Source organism: Vibrio nigripulchritudo ATCC 27043, assembly GCF_000222685.1.
Taxonomy (GTDB): Bacteria; Pseudomonadota; Gammaproteobacteria; order Enterobacterales; family Vibrionaceae; genus Vibrio; species Vibrio nigripulchritudo.
Genome location: NZ_AFWJ01000322.1, coordinates 75632 through 93229, shown reverse-complemented (window position 1 = coordinate 93229; position 17598 = coordinate 75632). Strand labels below are relative to the sequence as shown.

The window sequence follows — 17598 nt, the reverse complement described above, 5'->3', positions numbered from 1 at the left end:
GCTGCACAGCTCATCGATAACACCGGGATTTCAGCTGAAAAAGTTATCACACACTCTCCTGAACAGTTTTTAAACTTCCTTTTATTAAGAGGAAGAAAAAATATTGAAGAATATTCAATGTATTATCGTTCAAAGTAACGCTTTTGTTCATAAAATTATCAAAAAGTGAACTTTTTTCGCGCAAATTAATTTATACTGTACGCTCATCTGTTAATTTCGTTGAGGGTGAAAATGAGTCGTTCGCCTATTGCTCGAGCTGTACAACATCGAAAACTTTTCTGGCTTCTTAGCACCACTCTGATCTTGGTTATCTGCCTTGCTGTGATATTCACGTTTCCGGAGGCCGTAGTCACGACCAGTCTGGCGCTGTTTCTTACTTTATTTGCCTTTTTGCAGCTGGTTCATTTTCATGTCATCAGCACCAGTAAAAAGGTGGCAAAGCTGGAAGAGCAACTAGAAATAGCGCAGGAAGAGAATACATATCAGAGCGATGAAATTCTGGCTCTTAAAGAACGATCAGATAAATATCAGACCTTACTCAACAGCATTCCTGACCTGGCCTGGATAAAAGATACTGATGGACGGTTCCTTGCCGTTAATGCTGAGTTTCAACGAGCATTTGGTGTAAATTATGAAGCGCTGATCGGAAAGACAGACTTTGATCTTTCCCGATATGAAGACGCGGTGCAATACCGTGAAGATGACGAAGAGGTCATGAAAACGCTCACCCCCATCAGGCACGAGTTTCTTGCCACAGCAGTGGATGGGAATCGTTCGTGGATAGAGCTGATCAAAGTGCCTGTCGTAAGAGAAGGTGTCGTTGTTGGCACAGCGGGAACTGCACGCGATATCAGCGAACGAAAAGCCGCAGAGGATAAGCTGGCTTTTCTTGCCCACCACGACATGCTGACCCACCTTAAAAACCGCTACTCGCTTGAACAGGATTTGGATGCATTAATCGCCGCAAAAGCTCCGTTTATCGTCGCTTTTGTGGATCTGGATAACTTTAAGATCGTAAACGACTCTATCGGTCATGCGGCAGGAGATGCGGCACTAAAAGCGGCGGCTGAGAAACTGCGTCTGGCAGTAGGTAAAAAAGGTGATGTATATCGCCACAGCGGCGATGAGTTTGTTGTGGTGATTCAAGATGACACCCAGGAAGCCAGTGTAGAGCGTTGGTCTAGCTACTTGCTAAAGCAAATTAGTATGACGTTTAAGAAAGACAGCTATGAATTCGATTTTTCGGCATCTATTGGTATGTCTGTGTTTCCTTTGCACGGGGAGACACATACCGAACTGCTGAGAAACGCAGACATTGCTATGTATCAGGCTAAGATCGCGGGTAAGCAAAGTGCTCAGGTCTTTTCTTCTCGTTTTGAGGGACTGGCTCTGAACCAGTGGAACATGGAAAAACGCCTGAGAAATGCCATTGATCAGAACCAGCTGTTTGTTCGTTATCAGCCTATGGTGAATAGCGATACGGGTTCGATTGTTGGAATGGAAGCTCTGATTCGCTGGCAGGATCCGGAAAAAGGTGAAATTGGTCCAGGTGAATTTATACCGTTTGCCGAACAGTCCGGTCTGATTTCAGAAATTGGTCTGTACGTTATTAAAATGGTTCTGAATCAACTGGCTGAATGGCTGGCGAAAGGAATCGACTGTAAACCCGTATCTGTCAACGTATCCGGCATTCAGTTTTACCATCACAATCTTTTGGTCGAAGTGGAAAAACTTCTGAAAGAAACCCAGGTTCCGGCTCATCTTCTCGAGCTTGAACTGACGGAATCCATACTGATGAAAGATGAAGAGAGGCTGATTGGCACTCTCAATAAATTCCGGGAGCTAGGACTTAACCTGAGTGTTGATGACTTTGGAACCGGCTATTCAAACCTTGCTTATCTTTCCCGTTATCCCATCGGAAAACTAAAAGTGGATCGTTCCTTCGTTCACCAAATTCAAATGCACAAAGACAAACAAATCATCACTCGGACAATCATTGAACTTGCGCGAAACTTAGGCATGGATGTGGTTGCAGAAGGGGTAGAGAATACGCTGGAACTCGCTTTGGTAAGAGAGCTTGGTTGCCAGTCAATTCAGGGGTTCTTGTTCTCTAAACCGCTGCTATTAGAAGAGATCGAAGATTTGCTCACATCCGATTACAAATTCTTACCATAAGCACTGTGATCGTGGTTGTGTAAGTTCTCCTTTCTTTTGAATCTTTTGTTAATAGGAGATACCCTTCATACCGTAAAATAAGGAAGGGTTATGATCCATCGCACCCCATTTAAAACAGGAATGTTATTTGCTTGTGCCCTAAGTTGGGTACTGGTGACATTAATGCCTGTCATAAATGCGCACGGCAGCAATGCTGGTGTGTGGGCGATGCTATGTACCGTTAACGGATTTGAGTTAGTTCAGATCGAAGAAGGACAGGAGGTGAAAACCCACAGTGGGAAGCCTTGTCCATTTAGCCATTATTCCACCTTTCATCATAACAATCTTCCAACTACACCCATCTTCCAACTACTGAGTTTTGCAATTGAAAACCAATACGTTTATTTGGCTCTAAACGTGCGTTATCAATTGCATACCCCACGAGCACCACCTGCATATTTTTCCTGAACACACAATTATTACAATAATATACGCACTCGCATGTATCTGAAGTTACTCGGCTTTAGGTAAGCAGAGTGTTTTAGCGTTAAAAGGAAAAATTATTATGTTGGGAAGCACTCAAACAGCTCAACAAAAGGACTTCGCACGTTCGAAGAACCTCTATTTTCTCACTTGGAGATGGCACTTTTATGCAGGGTTATTTGTCATCCCGTTTATGTTGATACTGTCTCTTACAGGCATTGTGATGTTGTTCGATGACGAGCTTGAAAGCGCTCGCTACGGCGACATGCTGATTGTTGAACCTAAATCGAATTCTATTCCGGTATCACAGCAGCTTAGTATTGTTGAGAGCTATGCAGAGGGCACAGTTACTCAATTTGTACCAGCACATAGCGAGACAGCACCAAACCGATTCTCAGTAAGGTTTGAAGACGGGTCAAACCGTTTTGTTCTTGTTGATCCATATACTGGCGACATCAAAGGCGAAATTGATCGTGGTGAAAGCTGGTACGCGTTAGCAAATGACATTCACAGCACTTTACTCGTCGGAGACACTGGCGGCTACCTGATCGAAATTTCTGCCAGTCTGTCCATTATTCTATTGGTGACTGGTATTTACCTTTGGTTGCCGTCGGACAACGCTTCTAAAGCGGGCTTTCTGAAAATTCGTATGCAAAGTGGAACCCGCATTTTCATGCGAGATCTGCATGCAAACTTAGGTGGTGTGCTTTCATTAGTTCTATTGTTCTTTCTGGTTTCCGGGCTTGCGTGGGCAGGTATTTGGGGTGGGAAATTTGTGCAACCATGGAGCAGTTTTCCCGCTCAAAAATGGTCGGATGTTCCTTTATCGGATAAAACGCACGCCAGCTTAAATCATGGAACCGAAGAAGAAGTACCATGGGGGTTAGAGCAAACGCCGTTACCCGAATCGAAAGGTCATGAGCATCATGGTGGTCACGGTGACCATGCCCATCACATCAACACGGCAACTGTATCTATCGATAAGGTCGTGGATACTGCGAGTAAACTTGGCATGACTCAATACAAATTGAATCTGCCGAAGAGTGAAACTGGCGTGTTTACGCTTGGTGCGAACACCATGAGTGGTGATATAACCGATCCAACACAGGATCGCACGACACACATCGACCAGTACTCAGGTGAAATCCTCGCAGATGTGACATGGGAAGACTACAACTGGATGGCTAAGTTTATGGCGTCTGGCATTGCACTCCATACAGGTGAAGTCAGTATCATTAACAAGCTTTTGAATGTGTTCTTCTGTCTTGCGTTCGTCGCGGTTAGCGTAACAGGTGCGCTAATGTGGTGGAAACGTCGACCAGCAGGTAAGAAAAAACTGGGAGCACCACCTTCCTTTCAAAAAGGGGGAATCTGGAAGCTAGGAGCCGCAACCGTTGTTTTGGTAGGCTTTGCCTTTCCACTTGCAGGCGCGACGATAGTGACTGTTTTGATTGTTGATGCCTTATTGCTAAAAGCGATGCCAAAACTGCACCACTGGTTTGCTTAATCTTCATGTACAGAATTAAGTTTTAAACCACACAGTAATTACATTTTTAAGCCCCAAACTTTTGGGGCTTTTTTGATCTTGTGTTTTAGACACTAAATTTTCTACCCAATTTAAATTGAGAGAAGTATTTGATGTTGAGTTTTAATGAATAGCTCAGGTGACCAATGGAAAGTTTGGACTGGATTATTATTGAGGCTTTTAGAGAGGAAAGGCAGGAGAAAAAGCACACTAATTAATAGGAGAAACAACCTAGTCGAAAAAGAACATGAATATTTCTCATGTTAAATGTGAAAGAAAACCATTTTTACTCAATTTGGTATCTGGGTATAAAACACATTCTACTCCCGAGCATAGTGGATAATACAGTTGAAGCTATTTGCTTCGTTTGACGCAAATCAAGAATCTGTGAAAAGTTCAGGCTGGGAAAATAAGAAAGAATATTGGGAAGACCTGAAACCCGTGAAAACTCTCAGGTCTTTCCTCAAGAATTGGAAATCAGATCACCATGAATAAAGACTTTGCATTCACAATCAAAAGCATTTGTTTTGATGAGAATTACCATCCTTCAGACAGTACGCGTATCACAACTAATTTTGCTAACCTAGCAAGAGGCGATAGCCGTCAAGCTAACCTACGTAACGCGTTGAAGATGATCGACAACAGCTTTAATGCTCTGGCAAGTTGGGATAACCCGAAAGGTGATCGTTATTCTGTTGAGCTTGAAATCGTATCCGTAGATATGGATATTGAAGGCAGTGGGCAGGCTTTCCCATCAATAGAAATTCTGAAGACAAACATTGTTGACCATAAAACGAATGAACGTATTGAAGGTATCGTTGGAAACAACTTCTCATCTTACGTTCGCGATTATGATTTCAGCGTATTGCTACTGGATCATAACAAGAACCAAGATCAGTTCAGCGTACCGGCTAACTTTGGTGAACTGCACGGTAAGCTATTCAAGAGCTTCATTAAATCCGACACTTACAAGCAACATTTCAATAAGCCACCGGTTATCTGCCTAAGTGTATCTGACAACAAAACGTATCACCGTACTGAAAATCAACACCCGGTATTAGGTTTTGAATACGAGCCAAACGAATCGTCTTTGACCGAGCAATACTTCAAAAAAATGGGTCTGCAAGTACGTTACTTCATGCCGCCTAACAGTGTTGCACCGTTGGCTTTCTACTTCTTTGGTGATCTGCTTAATGATTACACCAACCTTGAGCTGATCAGTACTATCAGCACCATGGAAACTTTCCAGAAAATCTACCGACCAGAGATTTACAATGCGAATGCAGCGGCAGGCAAGCATTATCAGCCAAACCTGAAAAACCTGGATCACTCTCTGACTCAGATTGTTTATGACAGAGAGGAGCGCAGCAGACTGGCTATCGAGCAAGGGAAATTTGCGGAAGAGAACTTCATCAAGCCTTATCAAAATGTTCTTGAGCAATGGTCTGCAAACTACGCTTAATAGTTAAGGGAAAAACAAAAGTATGACGAAAATTCTATTACCTACTTCAACGGCTGGTAGCTTACCTAAGCCTTCTTGGCTGGCACAACCTGAGAAACTTTGGTCTCCCTGGAAGCTAGAAGATCAGGAACTGATTGATGGAAAGCAGGACGCGTTGCGCGTATCTCTGCAAGAACAAGTACAAACAGGCATAGACATTGTCAGTGATGGCGAGCAAACACGTCAGCACTTCGTGACCACATTTATTGAGCATCTCGATGGAGTTGACTTCGAGAAGCGCGAGACGGTGAAAATCCGTGACCGCTATGATGCGAGTGTACCAACCGTTGTTGGCGCTGTTAGCCGTCAGAAACCAGTCTTTGTTGAAGATGCAAAGTTTCTGCGTGAGCAAACAGATAAACCGATCAAATGGGCTTTGCCAGGTCCTATGACGATGATCGACACGCTTTACGATGCTCATTACAAGAGTCGCGAAAAGCTGGCTTGGGAATTTGCCAAAATTCTAAATCAGGAAGCCAAAGAACTTGAGGCGGCTGGTGTAGATATTATCCAGTTTGACGAACCTGCATTTAACGTATTTTTTGATGAAGTTAATGACTGGGGGATCGCAACCCTGGAAAGAGCAATCGAAGGGCTTAAATGTGAAACCGCTGTCCATATTTGTTACGGCTATGGCATCAAAGCCAACACAGATTGGAAGAAAACACTCGGCTCTGAGTGGCGCCAATATGAAGAAGTGTTTCCTAAGCTGCAAACATCCGACATCGATATCATTTCTTTAGAGTGTCAAAACTCGCGAGTGCCTATGGATCTTATTGAACTTATTCGTGGTAAGAAAGTGATGGTTGGGGCGATTGATGTGGCAACTAATGCCATTGAAACACCGGAAGAAGTTGCGGACACGCTTCGAAAAGCCCTCCAGTTTGTCGATGCTGACAAGCTTTATCCTTCAACCAACTGCGGTATGGCTCCTCTATCCCGTGAGGTTGCGAGAGGCAAACTCAATGCTCTAAGCGCAGGTGCAGAAATTCTTCGTAAAGAACTGACCTCCTAAGGTATTAAACATAAAAAGGGCTGTTTTTTAGCAGCCCTTTTCTATTTAAATGCATTAGAAACAAAAATATCACGCACCCATTTTAAATATAAATTTGTTAATAAGATTTACTCCCTCCTTTTATCTAATCATCTTATCTTTTCTTGAAATTCTACCCTTCTGAAACTATTGCAAACCTTTTGCGCCAAATTAGCTCTTGGATCCAAATTCACTAAAATAGCCTTGAGTAAAAAGTCCTATTTAGTAGTCTGCCTTTTTGGTAAAAAGCTCAACGAAATCATTGCACAACATAGGTAAGGAAAGCTGAACTAATACCTGGTTCAATTACAATTTTCGAAATCTTTGTTTGCTTTATCTAATGATATTTTTATCTAAAATAAATATTTCTATAAATTCACAAGGATGAAACTAATGAGAAAGTTATCTGTAATTACATTGGCGGTTGCTTCATTTGGTGCTTTTAATGCCTATGCGGGATCAATATCCACTGCAGAAGTTGAAGCCGCACAAATAGGTTGGGGAGAGGGGATCGTTAAAATAGGAAAAGCAAGTGATCCAAGAGAAGCTGCGATAAAGCATCTTGAAGAATTCTATGCTTTTGGTGAAGGACAGGTTCTGTTTAAACCTACTTTGGCGTCTGTAGACCAGTTCCGTGGAACACAGAAAGAAGCTTTGTCCTATTTTATCGGTCAGGATCTTGCAGAAGATAAAGGCTTCGCTTTGGCACCTTATATTAAGGTTCGTTGGGAAAACGAAGGAATTATTACTGATGGTGATTCTGCAATGGCAATGGGCAATTACTTCTTCACCAAAACAAATGGTGAAGAAGTAAAAGTTGAGTACTCATTTGGCTATATCAAAGATGAAGAAGGCAACGTTAAGATAAATCTTCATCACTCTTCTCTGCCATTTAGCCCTAAGTAATCTATCCCTCTTTCAAAAAGCACTGGTATACAGCAAAATGTACCAGTGCTTTTTTACTTTAAAAATCAAAGGAAGATTAAATGAAAAAGTTAATTACCATTGCTCTTTTTGTATTTGCAAGCTCCGCAAATGGTGCTGGAACTTACATAGTTAAAGACGCAACCATCACGTCAGTGGCAAACACAAGTGGTAACGGAGACAACTTTACTGTTTGGGTAGAGGGCGGTACGGGTGTATGTGCTAATAAAAGCATAAATTTTCCAAGGACTGCCACAAGTTCAAATGAGATTTTTTCTCGGGCTTATTCGACAGCACTTACTGCATTTGCATCAGGGCATAAGGTTTGGATACACGATTATGCAGGTGCAAGCTGTACTAATGCTGCTTACATTCGCGTGATCAAATAACGAGGGAAATTATGAAAATTCACTATTTAGAAATAGTCACTCCTGATGTTGATTCGGTGTGTAAAGCGTATGAACTCGCTCAAAAGATCAGTTTTGGTGGAGCAGATGAGCTACTCGGTGGCGCGAGAACAGGTGTTTTATCTGATGGCTGTATTGTCGGAGTCAGAGCACCACTGCGGGAAACAGAAACACCGGTGACTCGCCCGTACTGGTTGGTTGAAGATATTGAACAGGCAGCTATCGATGTTAAGGAGCAAGGTGCGGAAATTGCGGTTCCGCCATTAGAGATTCCTGGTAAAGGGACGTTTGCAATATACATTTTGGGATCGATAGAGCAAGGTTTGTGGCAACTTTAATAGACCTTTTGGTTACCTGTTATTACTGGGCAGAGTCATTCGATGTAGACGTAGTTAAGCCCATCAAATATACGATAGATTGAACATTCACCTGCGGCGGGAGCCGAGAATGCAATACTCATTAAGAAAAGCAAACGATGGAGATGTTGGGTTTCTGCTCGACCTACGTGAGATCACCATGGGCAAATACTTGCGAGAAGCTGGAATGCCCGTGACTCGTGAAGCCTACATCAACCGTATACGTTATGACTTCGAGCACGCAAGGATCATATTGGTAAATGGGGTTTCTGCAGGTTTGATCAAAGCGAAATTCAAAAAGGAAGAGAATGAGTGGTACTTGGTTCAAATTCAAATCCATCCGAATTTTCAGAATCAGAGCATTGCAAGTCGCCTGATTTCAAACCTTATTGATAAAGCCAAGTCCACTAATGCTGTGGTTGGACTTAGTGTATTAAAAACTAACCCTGCAAAAGAATTGTACGTGAGATTAGGCTTTGTCGATGTAGGTGAAACCGATTTTGAGTACCTGATGCAGTACGAATGAACTTCAAAATACACTAAAGCTTATTCGTGAGTGATGTCCGGTTCCCTGAAAGCTAAAGCGCCTCTGATTCCAACTCCTGTTTTACAAATTCAATGAAGCTAGAGACCTTTGCCGACATGTGTTTTCGGCTGGGGTAGATTAAGTACATATTGATCTGAACCTTCGGGTAATCCGCGAACAGTTCTACCAATTCCCCCGTTTCAAACTCGTCGCCAAGATTAAACTTCGGCATCCGTGTTATTCCCAGCCCTTCTTTGCACATTTCCAATTCAAGCTGAGGACTGTTTGTCAGAAGTTTACTCTTTACTTTCACCGACTTCTTAGTGCCGTCCTTTTCCCAATATGTCCACAGAGATGGGTTCTTTATCAAGCGATAGCAGATCGCCATATGATCTTTGAGTTCAGAAGGATGTTTAGGCGTACCATAGGATTTTAAATAATCAGGAGAGGCAAAAGTGGCGCTATCACTGGTCAGAATTTTTTGACTAATCAGAGTCGAATCTTCCAATTGACTAGAAGTCCCTCGAATCGACACATCAATACCCTCGGCAATCATATCGACTTTGTGATCACTTAGGTCTACGTCTAGGTTTACCTCGGGGTACTGTGCTGAATACTTTGCCAAAATAGGGCGAATGCGCGACAAGCCAAAAGTGATTGGGCAACTGATTTTCAACGTTCCTCTGGGCTCAGCGTTTTTTCCGCTCAATGTTTCTTCAAGTTCTTCAACATCCTGTATTAGTTGTTGGCAGCGTTCGAAATACATTTCTCCTTCTGGTGTCAGGCTTAACGTGCGAGTTGTTCGATGTAATAACCGAGCTTTTAGTCTTTCTTCCAGTTTATTGATTTCTTTGCTGATGTAAGAAGTGGAATGCCCGGTGCTTTCTGCAGCTTTAGTAAAGCTTCCTCTAGAAACCACCTCGGAAAAAATAACCATTCCATCAAGAAGTTGTGTATCTGATGCCATTGCCTATGCTCAAGAAAGTATTAAGTGTCATATGGAAATAATGAATTTTCAAATGAAGTATTAATCATTAAATAGAATTAATCTATAGTTTACCTAAATCAAAACGAAACAGAATCTAAGAAGTCGGCGGAGTTAACAATACGTAAAGTATTCTCCTTTAAGGCTTCAAGTGAATAGGAAGGAAAGATTATGAAAATTGTCGCATTTGCAGCTACCAGCAGCCGTGATTCTATCAACAAGCAGCTAGTTACTTACGCATCAGGCTTGGTGTCAGGTGCCGATGTTGAAATTCTAGACATCAATGATTTTGAACTTCCGTTGTTCAGCACGGACAGAGAAAAAGAGCTGGGTCAGCCTGATCTTGCCAAAGCATTCTTTAACAAATTGGGTGAAGCCGACGCCATCGTGATTTCTTTTGCTGAACACAACGGATCCTACACGGCAGCATACAAAAACCTGTTTGACTGGACATCTCGCATCGACATGAAGTTGTTCCAAAACAAACCTATGGTGCTTCTGGCGACGTCTCCTGGTCCAGGTGGTGCACGCAATGTGTTAGCAACCGCAGTGAGTGGTGCTCCTCACTTTGCTGGGAATGTGGTTGGGCAATTCTCGCTTCCAAGTTTTTACGACACCTTCGATATGGAGAAGGGTGAAGTAAAAGATGAATCGACTAATGCGGAATTGGTAGAGCTGATGAACAAACTGTCCGCTTAGAGTTGGTTAAAACGTAAGAAGGAACTTGCGTTTCAAATACACAGGGAGGTTCGTATGGAATCACCAATCTTATCCAAACCTGTCAGACCTGCGCTGGTTGCAATGGCGGCACCTGCCGCTTTTGGCATGTTAATGACATTCATGTTTCAACTTGTGGATACCTACTTTGTTGGTCAGTTGGGCACACAACCTCTCGCCGCCATGAGTTTTGCTTATCCTGTCTATTTTCTGGTTATCAGCCTGTTTATGGGAACGGCAGCGGGCGTTTCTGCTGCCGTAGGAAAAGCGCTTGGCGAGCAAAATAGCGAAAAAGCGAGGATCATCGCTTCTATATCTATCCTCTTTTTTCTACTGACAGCCATGGGGTTAGGGGCTTTAGGTTTGTTGAGTGCAGATCAGGTATTCACTTTACTTGGTACGCCACCAGATACCTTGCCACTGGTTAAGGAATATATGATCCCTCTGTTTATAGGGATGTGGGCGTTGGTAGGGACGCTAGTAGCGAATGCCGCTTTAATGGCAAAAGGTGTGATGGTTTCATCCACGATCATCATGGCGATTGGTGGTCTAACGAACCTCGTTTTTGACTACCTGCTCATTTTTGGAGTAGGACCGTTTCCAGAAATGCATTTGGAGGGGGCGGCACTTGCCACGGTGATTTCGTGGTTAGTGATTCTTGTTTTAATGGTAAGTCTGGCGTTTAAAGAGTCCCTTTTTAGTTTTCGTGTTTTGTTTACCTTTGTTCAATCCTTAAAAGAGCTAAAACCAGTTTTTCGAATCGGTATCCCAGCGATTGCTGCACAGGTGCTTACACCATTTGCGGTGGCAATCATCACTCGTGCTTTATCTACCCATGGAGAGGCTGCTGTTGCGGCTTATGGCATTGTCACGCGCATAGAGTCTTTGGTTCTTACCGGGATACTGGCGCTCAGTGTGGTGATGACACCTTTTGTCGCGCAAAACTATGGTGCAAAAAAGCAGGACAGGCTGGATAAAGTGATCGCAATATCAGGAAGAATGACCGTTTATTGGGGATTACTATTCTTTGCTATTGTGGCACTGGCTTCGGCGCCAATCCTCTCCATATTCAGCGATCAACCAGAAGTATTGGCGTTTGGGTCTAGCTACTTCTACTTTGTCGGTCTGACGTTTCCAGCGTACGGTCTGGCGCTGATTACTACTTCATTCTTTAATGGGGTAGAGCAGCCACTGTCTTCACTCAGAATTACCTTGATGCGTTCGATTATTCTGACGATTCCTTTGGCATGGATTGGATCTTATTTCGGTGTTTCTTACGTATGGGCAGGAATTGCCACCGCCAATCTCATCGCCGCCTGGTATGCGGGAAGAAAGCTTAATTTGTGGCTAAAGACTCAAGATTCATCGCTGATAGGGCACAACCCACTTTCTGATTACAAAAGAGATTTTCAGGTGTTGCTCGGAAAGCGATAGCTATTACTCGGCAAGCTTTTCTACGATGTAATCGATAAACACGCGGAGCCTTGCGGGCATGTACTTAGTTTGCGCGTATTGCATGGCAACGGCTCCGTGGTAGTTACTTTTAAGCGTCCAGTCTGAAAGCACCTCTACCACACTGCCATCACGTAAGGCTTCTTTTACCACAAAGTCATGGAAGATCCCTATCCCCAAACCACTTTTCACCCCGGCCAGTCGCATTTGCGAATGGTTGACTGCATACCGACCAGACACAGCCACCGTAAAAAACTCATCGTCTTTTAGAAAATCCCAAATGTGATCGTTCGGGGTTTCGGCTAAATACAGGCAATCGTGTTTTTCAAGCTGAGTTGGATGATTGGGTGTCCCTTTCTCGGTCAGGTAGGCAGGGCTCGCACACAAGACGAGGTTGGTTTTTCGAATCTCTTTCAGAACCTGATTTTCATGAGGTTTGTCCGTTAGTCGAAATGCGATATCAATGTTTTGATTCAAATCGATGTCGCCATCCACGGCGCGAAGTTTAAGCTGGATGTCGGGGTAATGTTCCAGAAACGGTAGGATATGGGGTTGTAAAACCGAATTCAAATACGCTTCCGGTGCTGCAACTGTAATGCTCCCTGCAAGTTCGGTGTGGTCTGCTTCTGATATGGCGATAGCTTGCTGCGCAGCGTTTACCATGGCAACGCTTTGCTCGTACACCTTCTTTCCTGATTCGGTAATAGCCAGAGAGCGCGTCGTTCTTTCAAAAAGCTTCACCGAAAGCGCATGTTCCAGGCGAGTGATCAACTTACTGAGTGCTGAAGGCGTCACATTCAATTTTTTCGCCGCCGCGGTAAAACTGCCTTCATCTACAACTAAAATAAAAGCAGCGAGATCGGGGAGCAGGGCAATAAGCTTTTGGTTAAGCATTAAGCAAGTGTTCCTTTATTTGTGCCTGTGATTCACGAATGGTTTTCCATTGTGAGGGATAATAGTCGTTAATGAGTTCATTTAAAATAAAAAGAATCCGCAGCAAAGCGGAACAACAATAACGAAGAAGGAATGAGAACATGTCTTCTGCATTTTACCAGCACATACAAACCCAAATCGAAGAAGTAAAAAACGAAGGGTTGTACAAGTCTGAACGCATCATCACTTCTGCTCAAAAAGCAGCAGTATCCATCTCTACAGGCGAAGAAGTATTAAACTTCTGCGCGAATAACTACCTTGGCTTAGCTAACCATCCTGACCTGATTGAATCAGCGAAAGAAGGAATGGATCAGCATGGTTTCGGTATGGCGTCGGTTCGCTTTATTTGTGGTACCCAAGATTCCCACAAAGTACTGGAGCAGAAGCTTTCCACGTTTCTAGGCAAAGAAGATACGATTCTTTACACCTCTTGTTTCGACGCAAACGCCGGTTTATTTGAAACCATTCTTGGCAAAGAAGATGCGATCATTTCCGATGCACTAAACCACGCCTCTATCATCGACGGTGTTCGTTTATGTAAAGCTATGCGCTTCCGTTATGCGAACAACAATATGGAAGAGCTAGAGCAACAACTGATCGCTGCGAAAGAAGCGGGTGCTCGTCATACACTTATTGTGACAGACGGTGTGTTCTCAATGGATGGCGTTGTTGCAAACCTACCTGCAATCTGTGACCTGGCTGAAAAGTACGATGCGCTAGTGATGGTAGACGATTCTCACGCAGTAGGATTCATGGGTGAAAACGGTGCCGGTACGCATGAATATCACAACGTGATCGACCGTATCGATATCATCACTGGTACGCTTGGCAAAGCCATGGGTGGTGCGTCTGGTGGCTATACGTCCGGTAAGAAAGAAGTGATCGACTGGCTACGTCAGCGTTCTCGTCCTTACTTGTTCTCGAACTCCGTTGCACCTGCCATTGTGTCAGCATCTATCCGTGTTCTTGACCTATTAGCCGAAAGTGGTGATCTACGTACTCGCCTTTGGGAAAATGCAGAACACTTCCGCGCACGCATGACCGAAGCTGGATTTACCTTAGCCGGAGCTGATCACGCGATTATCCCAATTATGCTAGGTGACGCAAAAGTGGCGGCAGAGTTCGCTGAACGTGCGCTTGCCAAAGGCATCTATGTTGTTGGCTTCTCATTCCCTGTGGTTCCAAAAGGGCAAGCTCGAATCCGTACTCAAATGTCGGCAGCACACTCTAAAGAGCAGCTAGACAAAGCTATTGATGCGTTTATCGAAGTAGGTCGTGATATGGGGATCATCAAATAATGAAAATTAAAGCACTAGCGAAGCTAAAGCCAGAAGAAGGTATTTGGATGACCGAGGTAGAAAAGCCTGAAATCGGTCACAATGACATTCTAATCAAAATCAAGAAATCCTCGATTTGTGGTACTGACGTACACATCTACAACTGGGATGAGTGGTCGCAAAAAACGATTCCAGTACCTATGGTTGTGGGGCACGAATACGTAGGTGAAGTTGTTGAGATCGGTCAGGAAGTACGTGGCTTCGAGATTGGAGACCGAGTGTCTGGTGAAGGTCATATTACCTGTGGGCATTGTCGAAACTGTCGTGGTGGGCGTACCCATTTGTGCCGCAACACAGAAGGTGTTGGGGTTAACCGTACGGGTAGTTTTGCTGAATACCTTGTTCTGCCTGCGTTTAATGCGTTTAAGATTCCTGATGAAATTTCTGATGATCTGGCTGCAGTCTTCGACCCGTTTGGTAACGCGGTTCATACCGCTTTGTCCTTCGACTTGGTCGGTGAAGATGTATTGATCACAGGTGCTGGCCCTATCGGCATTATGGCGGCAGCGGTTGCAAAACACGTTGGTGCGCGTCACGTTGTGATTACAGACATCAACGAATACCGTTTGGATTTGGCACGTAAAATGGGCGTGACTCGTGCAGTGAATGTCGCGGAAGAAAAGCTGGAAGACGTGATGGCTGAGCTTGGCATGACTGAAGGCTTCGATGTTGGTCTTGAAATGTCTGGCGTTCAAGTCGCATTCAGTACCATGCTAGAAACCATGAACCACGGCGGTCGAATTGCACTTCTGGGTATTCCACCGTCCAATATGGCGATCGACTGGAATCAGGTTATCTTCAAAGGTTTGGTGATTAAAGGCATTTACGGACGTGAAATGTTCGAAACCTGGTACAAGATGGCGAGCCTGATTCAATCTGGTTTAGACCTCACACCAATCATTACCCACCACTACAATATTGATGACTTCCAGAAAGGCTTCGATATCATGCGAAGCGGGCAATCTGGTAAGGTCATTCTTGATTGGGAATAACTGGTTAGATTCGTAAAAAATGGCAGCTTCGGCTGCCATTTTTTATGCCTGTGATTTTATATTCGCAATAGTACTCGCAACCTTGCGCCATGTTTAATACCATACAATCAAAGTTAATTTTAGGAAGTAATACCCCATGTCTTTTCCTCCTTGCCCTAGCTGCACGTCCGAATATGTCTACCAAGATCAAAGTAACTTGGTTTGCCCAGAGTGCTTCCACGAGTGGAATCCTGACGAGCTTCTTGCTGAAGAATCCATCACCGTAAAAGACGCAAACGGAGCCTTGCTGCAAGAAGGCGATAAAGTCACGATGATCAAAGATCTGAAAGTCAAAGGCAGTTCTCAGGTACTCAAGATTGGTACCAAAGCGCTAGTTCGCCGAATTGTCGATGGTAAGGACCATCAACTGGACTGCAAAGTCGACGGTGCTGGTGAGATGATGATTACGGCTCACTTTGTAAAGAAAGCTTAGAGCTTTTTCTATCTATAAAAACAAGGAAAGTAGAAATGAAATACCTGTTTTCAGTTGCGCTGATTATGGCATCCATTTTTTCTAATGTTGCAAATGCTGCATTCATAGATTGTGGATTGCAAGAGCTACAGCAAGTTATGATTCAAGCAGATCGTGATGACGGTAATGCTCACGCAAATTCACTAGTTATCAAACTGAAAGACAATTCCTGCAATGGGCGTTCTTATCTTTATTTAAAAAACAACCATCCAGCGTATTCTGGAATGGTGTCCATTGCTCTTGCTGCGAAAGCAAACAATCAAAGCCTTAGAGTATATGTAAATAGCAGTCGTGTTTTAGGTTCTGCAACGCAAATTTCTATACTTCTGAACGAGTGATATCTTGAAGTTACCACTAGAGAGCGAGCTATTTCGCTCTTTTTTCTAAAATAACTCTCTGATTTATATTATTGAAATGAAAGCGTTACTTTGCAGATTGCATATAATCCAAAGGAAGGAAATTTGAAAGTAAGAAAGGCGATATTTGAAGATGCTCCCATTCTCCTGGATCTAATAAACAAAAAAGCCGATTTTGATCGCTCTATGAGAGGGTTTGAAGGAGAAATCACCACCTCAGTTGAAAGAATTCAAAAAACATTTTTTAACTCAGAGCCTTTTGCTCATGCAATCATATTGGAAGTGAGTGATGAACCGATCGGTTTTGCGATTTTTCATTATCGATACTCCTCATTTAGTGGTTTGCCTTCAGTCTGGCTTGATGATTTATTGGTTTTGAATACAGAGCGTTCAAAAGGTCATGGCAGCAAAGTAATGACTTTCTTAAAAGGACTAGCCCAAGAACAAGGGGTATCCCACATTTCATGGACGGCAAGCCCCATCAACACTAGAGCACACCAATTTTATCTCAACTTGGGAGCTAAAATTGAACGGATGGATGGCGACCGACCGTTTTTCCGTTGGGACATTTAGTCAGCATTTACTAAGGCAGAGAATTGTTGCGAATGTATTGAAATGTCAGTGAGGGCACACCGATACCAGCCGATGATTTTCTGAACGCTTTGGATAGGGTATAAGAGTGCAAGGCGCTTTTCCTATTTGCGGCAATAACATAAATCGGCTGGGTGAAGATGATTAATACAATTTTCTTGGATTTTGATGGAGTAATCAGACATTGGGACAGTTCCGGCATAAGTCAGAGTGAATCAAAGCTTGGGCTTAAGCAGGGGACTTTGTTTAGTACTGCGTTTTCCAATGATTTTCTATTTCCAGCGATAACCGGAAAAACTACACACGACAATTGGCAAGAAAGTGTGTTTAGAAAGCTATCATCTAACCACTCCGAAATTATTGCCCAAGAACTTATAAAAGCGTGGAAAGAAGCTCAATCTACAATTGACCTAACCTTCTTACGCGACATAAAAAATGCGGCTCCAGAATGCCAGTTGGTACTAACCACCAATGCGACATCAATCTTAAGAGATGAATTACAGGCTGCGAATTTAGACTCCTATTTTGCTCACATAGTTAATTCGTTTGAAATTGGAGTATCGAAACCTGATGCCGAATACTTCATTGAAGCCATGAAGTTGAGTGAATGTATCGCTCAACAAGTCATATTTATTGATGACAGTGAAAATAACCCCCTTGTTGCCAGAGAGTTAGGCATTCAATCCCACCACTATAGAAATGCCAGAGAGGCTCTCCAGTTTGTTAAACAGCAACTGACAAAAGCAAACCCAAAAGAATAAAACAGGGAGTCACAGTGGAAACTACTTACATACTGGGTATCGCTTCGTTTTCAC

19 protein-coding genes and 1 pseudogene are annotated in these 17598 nt (G+C 43.4%); 18 read left to right on the top strand and 2 right to left on the bottom strand.

Annotation, left to right across the window (positions count from 1 at the left end; genetic code table 11):
- The 10 genes and pseudogenes from RH89_RS30455 to RH89_RS27625 all read left to right on the top strand — a co-directional run.
- Window positions 1-138, top strand: a pseudogene (locus RH89_RS30455) (phosphatase); the annotation flags it as partial.
- Window positions 139-231: 93 nt separating this feature from the next.
- On the top strand, window positions 232-2175 hold the full coding sequence (locus RH89_RS27665) for a putative bifunctional diguanylate cyclase/phosphodiesterase (RefSeq protein WP_004409120.1): 1944 nt from the start codon (window positions 232-234) through the stop codon (window positions 2173-2175).
- 90 nt (window positions 2176-2265) lie between these two features.
- On the top strand, window positions 2266-2622 hold the full coding sequence (locus tag RH89_RS27660) for a hypothetical protein (protein WP_004409119.1): 357 nt from the start codon (window positions 2266-2268) through the stop codon (window positions 2620-2622).
- Between the two features lie 97 nt (window positions 2623-2719).
- Window positions 2720-4144: a PepSY-associated TM helix domain-containing protein gene (locus tag RH89_RS27655; protein WP_004409117.1), complete on the top strand. Its 1425-nt coding sequence runs from the start codon at window positions 2720-2722 to the stop codon at window positions 4142-4144.
- A 505-nt stretch (window positions 4145-4649) separates the two neighbouring features.
- Complete coding sequence (locus tag RH89_RS27650; protein WP_004409113.1) at window positions 4650-5624, top strand: DUF1852 domain-containing protein; 975 nt, start codon at window positions 4650-4652, stop codon at window positions 5622-5624.
- Window positions 5625-5646: 22 nt separating this feature from the next.
- Window positions 5647-6678, top strand: coding sequence for a methionine synthase (locus RH89_RS27645; RefSeq protein WP_004409110.1), 1032 nt, complete (start codon window positions 5647-5649; stop codon window positions 6676-6678).
- A gap of 411 nt (window positions 6679-7089) precedes the next feature.
- Window positions 7090-7602 carry a hypothetical protein gene (locus tag RH89_RS27640; protein WP_004409108.1) on the top strand — a complete coding sequence of 171 codons (513 nt, stop codon included), beginning with the start codon at window positions 7090-7092 and terminating at the stop codon, window positions 7600-7602.
- Window positions 7603-7682: 80 nt separating this feature from the next.
- The gene (locus tag RH89_RS27635; RefSeq protein ID WP_004409106.1) at window positions 7683-8009 is read left to right on the top strand and encodes a DUF5992 family protein; all 327 of its coding nucleotides are present in this window, start codon (window positions 7683-7685) and stop codon (window positions 8007-8009) included.
- An 11-nt stretch (window positions 8010-8020) separates the two neighbouring features.
- On the top strand, window positions 8021-8365 hold the full coding sequence (locus RH89_RS27630) for a VOC family protein (protein WP_004409105.1): 345 nt from the start codon (window positions 8021-8023) through the stop codon (window positions 8363-8365).
- 109 nt (window positions 8366-8474) lie between these two features.
- Window positions 8475-8909: a GNAT family N-acetyltransferase gene (locus RH89_RS27625; protein WP_004409104.1), complete on the top strand. Its 435-nt coding sequence runs from the start codon at window positions 8475-8477 to the stop codon at window positions 8907-8909.
- 52 nt (window positions 8910-8961) lie between these two features.
- Here the strand turns inward: RH89_RS27625 and RH89_RS27620 are convergent, their stop codons facing one another.
- Entirely contained in the window at window positions 8962-9876 is a 915-nt protein-coding gene (locus tag RH89_RS27620) for a LysR family transcriptional regulator (protein WP_004409103.1), read from the bottom strand.
- Between the two features lie 189 nt (window positions 9877-10065).
- Between RH89_RS27620 and RH89_RS27615 the strand changes: the two genes are divergently transcribed.
- Together RH89_RS27615 and RH89_RS27610 are read left to right on the top strand one after the other, a co-directional pair.
- Complete coding sequence (locus RH89_RS27615; protein WP_004409100.1) at window positions 10066-10593, top strand: NADPH-dependent FMN reductase; 528 nt, start codon at window positions 10066-10068, stop codon at window positions 10591-10593.
- Window positions 10594-10647: 54 nt separating this feature from the next.
- Window positions 10648-12045 (top strand): MATE family efflux transporter, encoded by a 1398-nt coding sequence (locus RH89_RS27610; protein ID WP_004409099.1) that lies wholly within the window; start codon window positions 10648-10650, stop codon window positions 12043-12045.
- Between the two features lie 3 nt (window positions 12046-12048).
- On the opposite strand, the gene RH89_RS27605 is transcribed toward RH89_RS27610, so the two are convergent.
- On the bottom strand, window positions 12049-12957 hold the full coding sequence (locus tag RH89_RS27605) for a LysR family transcriptional regulator (protein WP_004409097.1): 909 nt from the start codon (window positions 12955-12957) through the stop codon (window positions 12049-12051).
- 140 nt (window positions 12958-13097) lie between these two features.
- Here RH89_RS27605 and RH89_RS27600 point away from each other — a divergent pair, with 140 nt between their 5' ends.
- The 6 genes from RH89_RS27600 (at window position 13098) to RH89_RS27575 (ending at window position 17544) form a co-directional block, all read left to right on the top strand.
- Entirely contained in the window at window positions 13098-14294 is a 1197-nt protein-coding gene (locus RH89_RS27600; protein WP_004409094.1) for a glycine C-acetyltransferase, read from the top strand.
- Complete coding sequence (tdh, locus tag RH89_RS27595) at window positions 14294-15325, top strand: L-threonine 3-dehydrogenase (RefSeq protein WP_004409093.1); 1032 nt, start codon at window positions 14294-14296, stop codon at window positions 15323-15325. Before RH89_RS27600 ends, tdh begins: the two co-directional genes overlap by 1 nt.
- Before the next feature lie 136 nt (window positions 15326-15461).
- Complete coding sequence (locus tag RH89_RS27590; protein ID WP_004409092.1) at window positions 15462-15797, top strand: zinc ribbon domain-containing protein YjdM; 336 nt, start codon at window positions 15462-15464, stop codon at window positions 15795-15797.
- A 35-nt stretch (window positions 15798-15832) separates the two neighbouring features.
- Window positions 15833-16174: a hypothetical protein gene (locus RH89_RS27585; RefSeq protein ID WP_004409090.1), complete on the top strand. Its 342-nt coding sequence runs from the start codon at window positions 15833-15835 to the stop codon at window positions 16172-16174.
- A 123-nt stretch (window positions 16175-16297) separates the two neighbouring features.
- Window positions 16298-16765, top strand: coding sequence for a GNAT family N-acetyltransferase (locus RH89_RS27580; RefSeq protein ID WP_004409087.1), 468 nt, complete (start codon window positions 16298-16300; stop codon window positions 16763-16765).
- Window positions 16766-16923: 158 nt separating this feature from the next.
- Complete coding sequence (locus tag RH89_RS27575; RefSeq protein ID WP_004409086.1) at window positions 16924-17544, top strand: HAD family hydrolase; 621 nt, start codon at window positions 16924-16926, stop codon at window positions 17542-17544.
- Window positions 17545-17598: the final 54 nt, after the last annotated feature.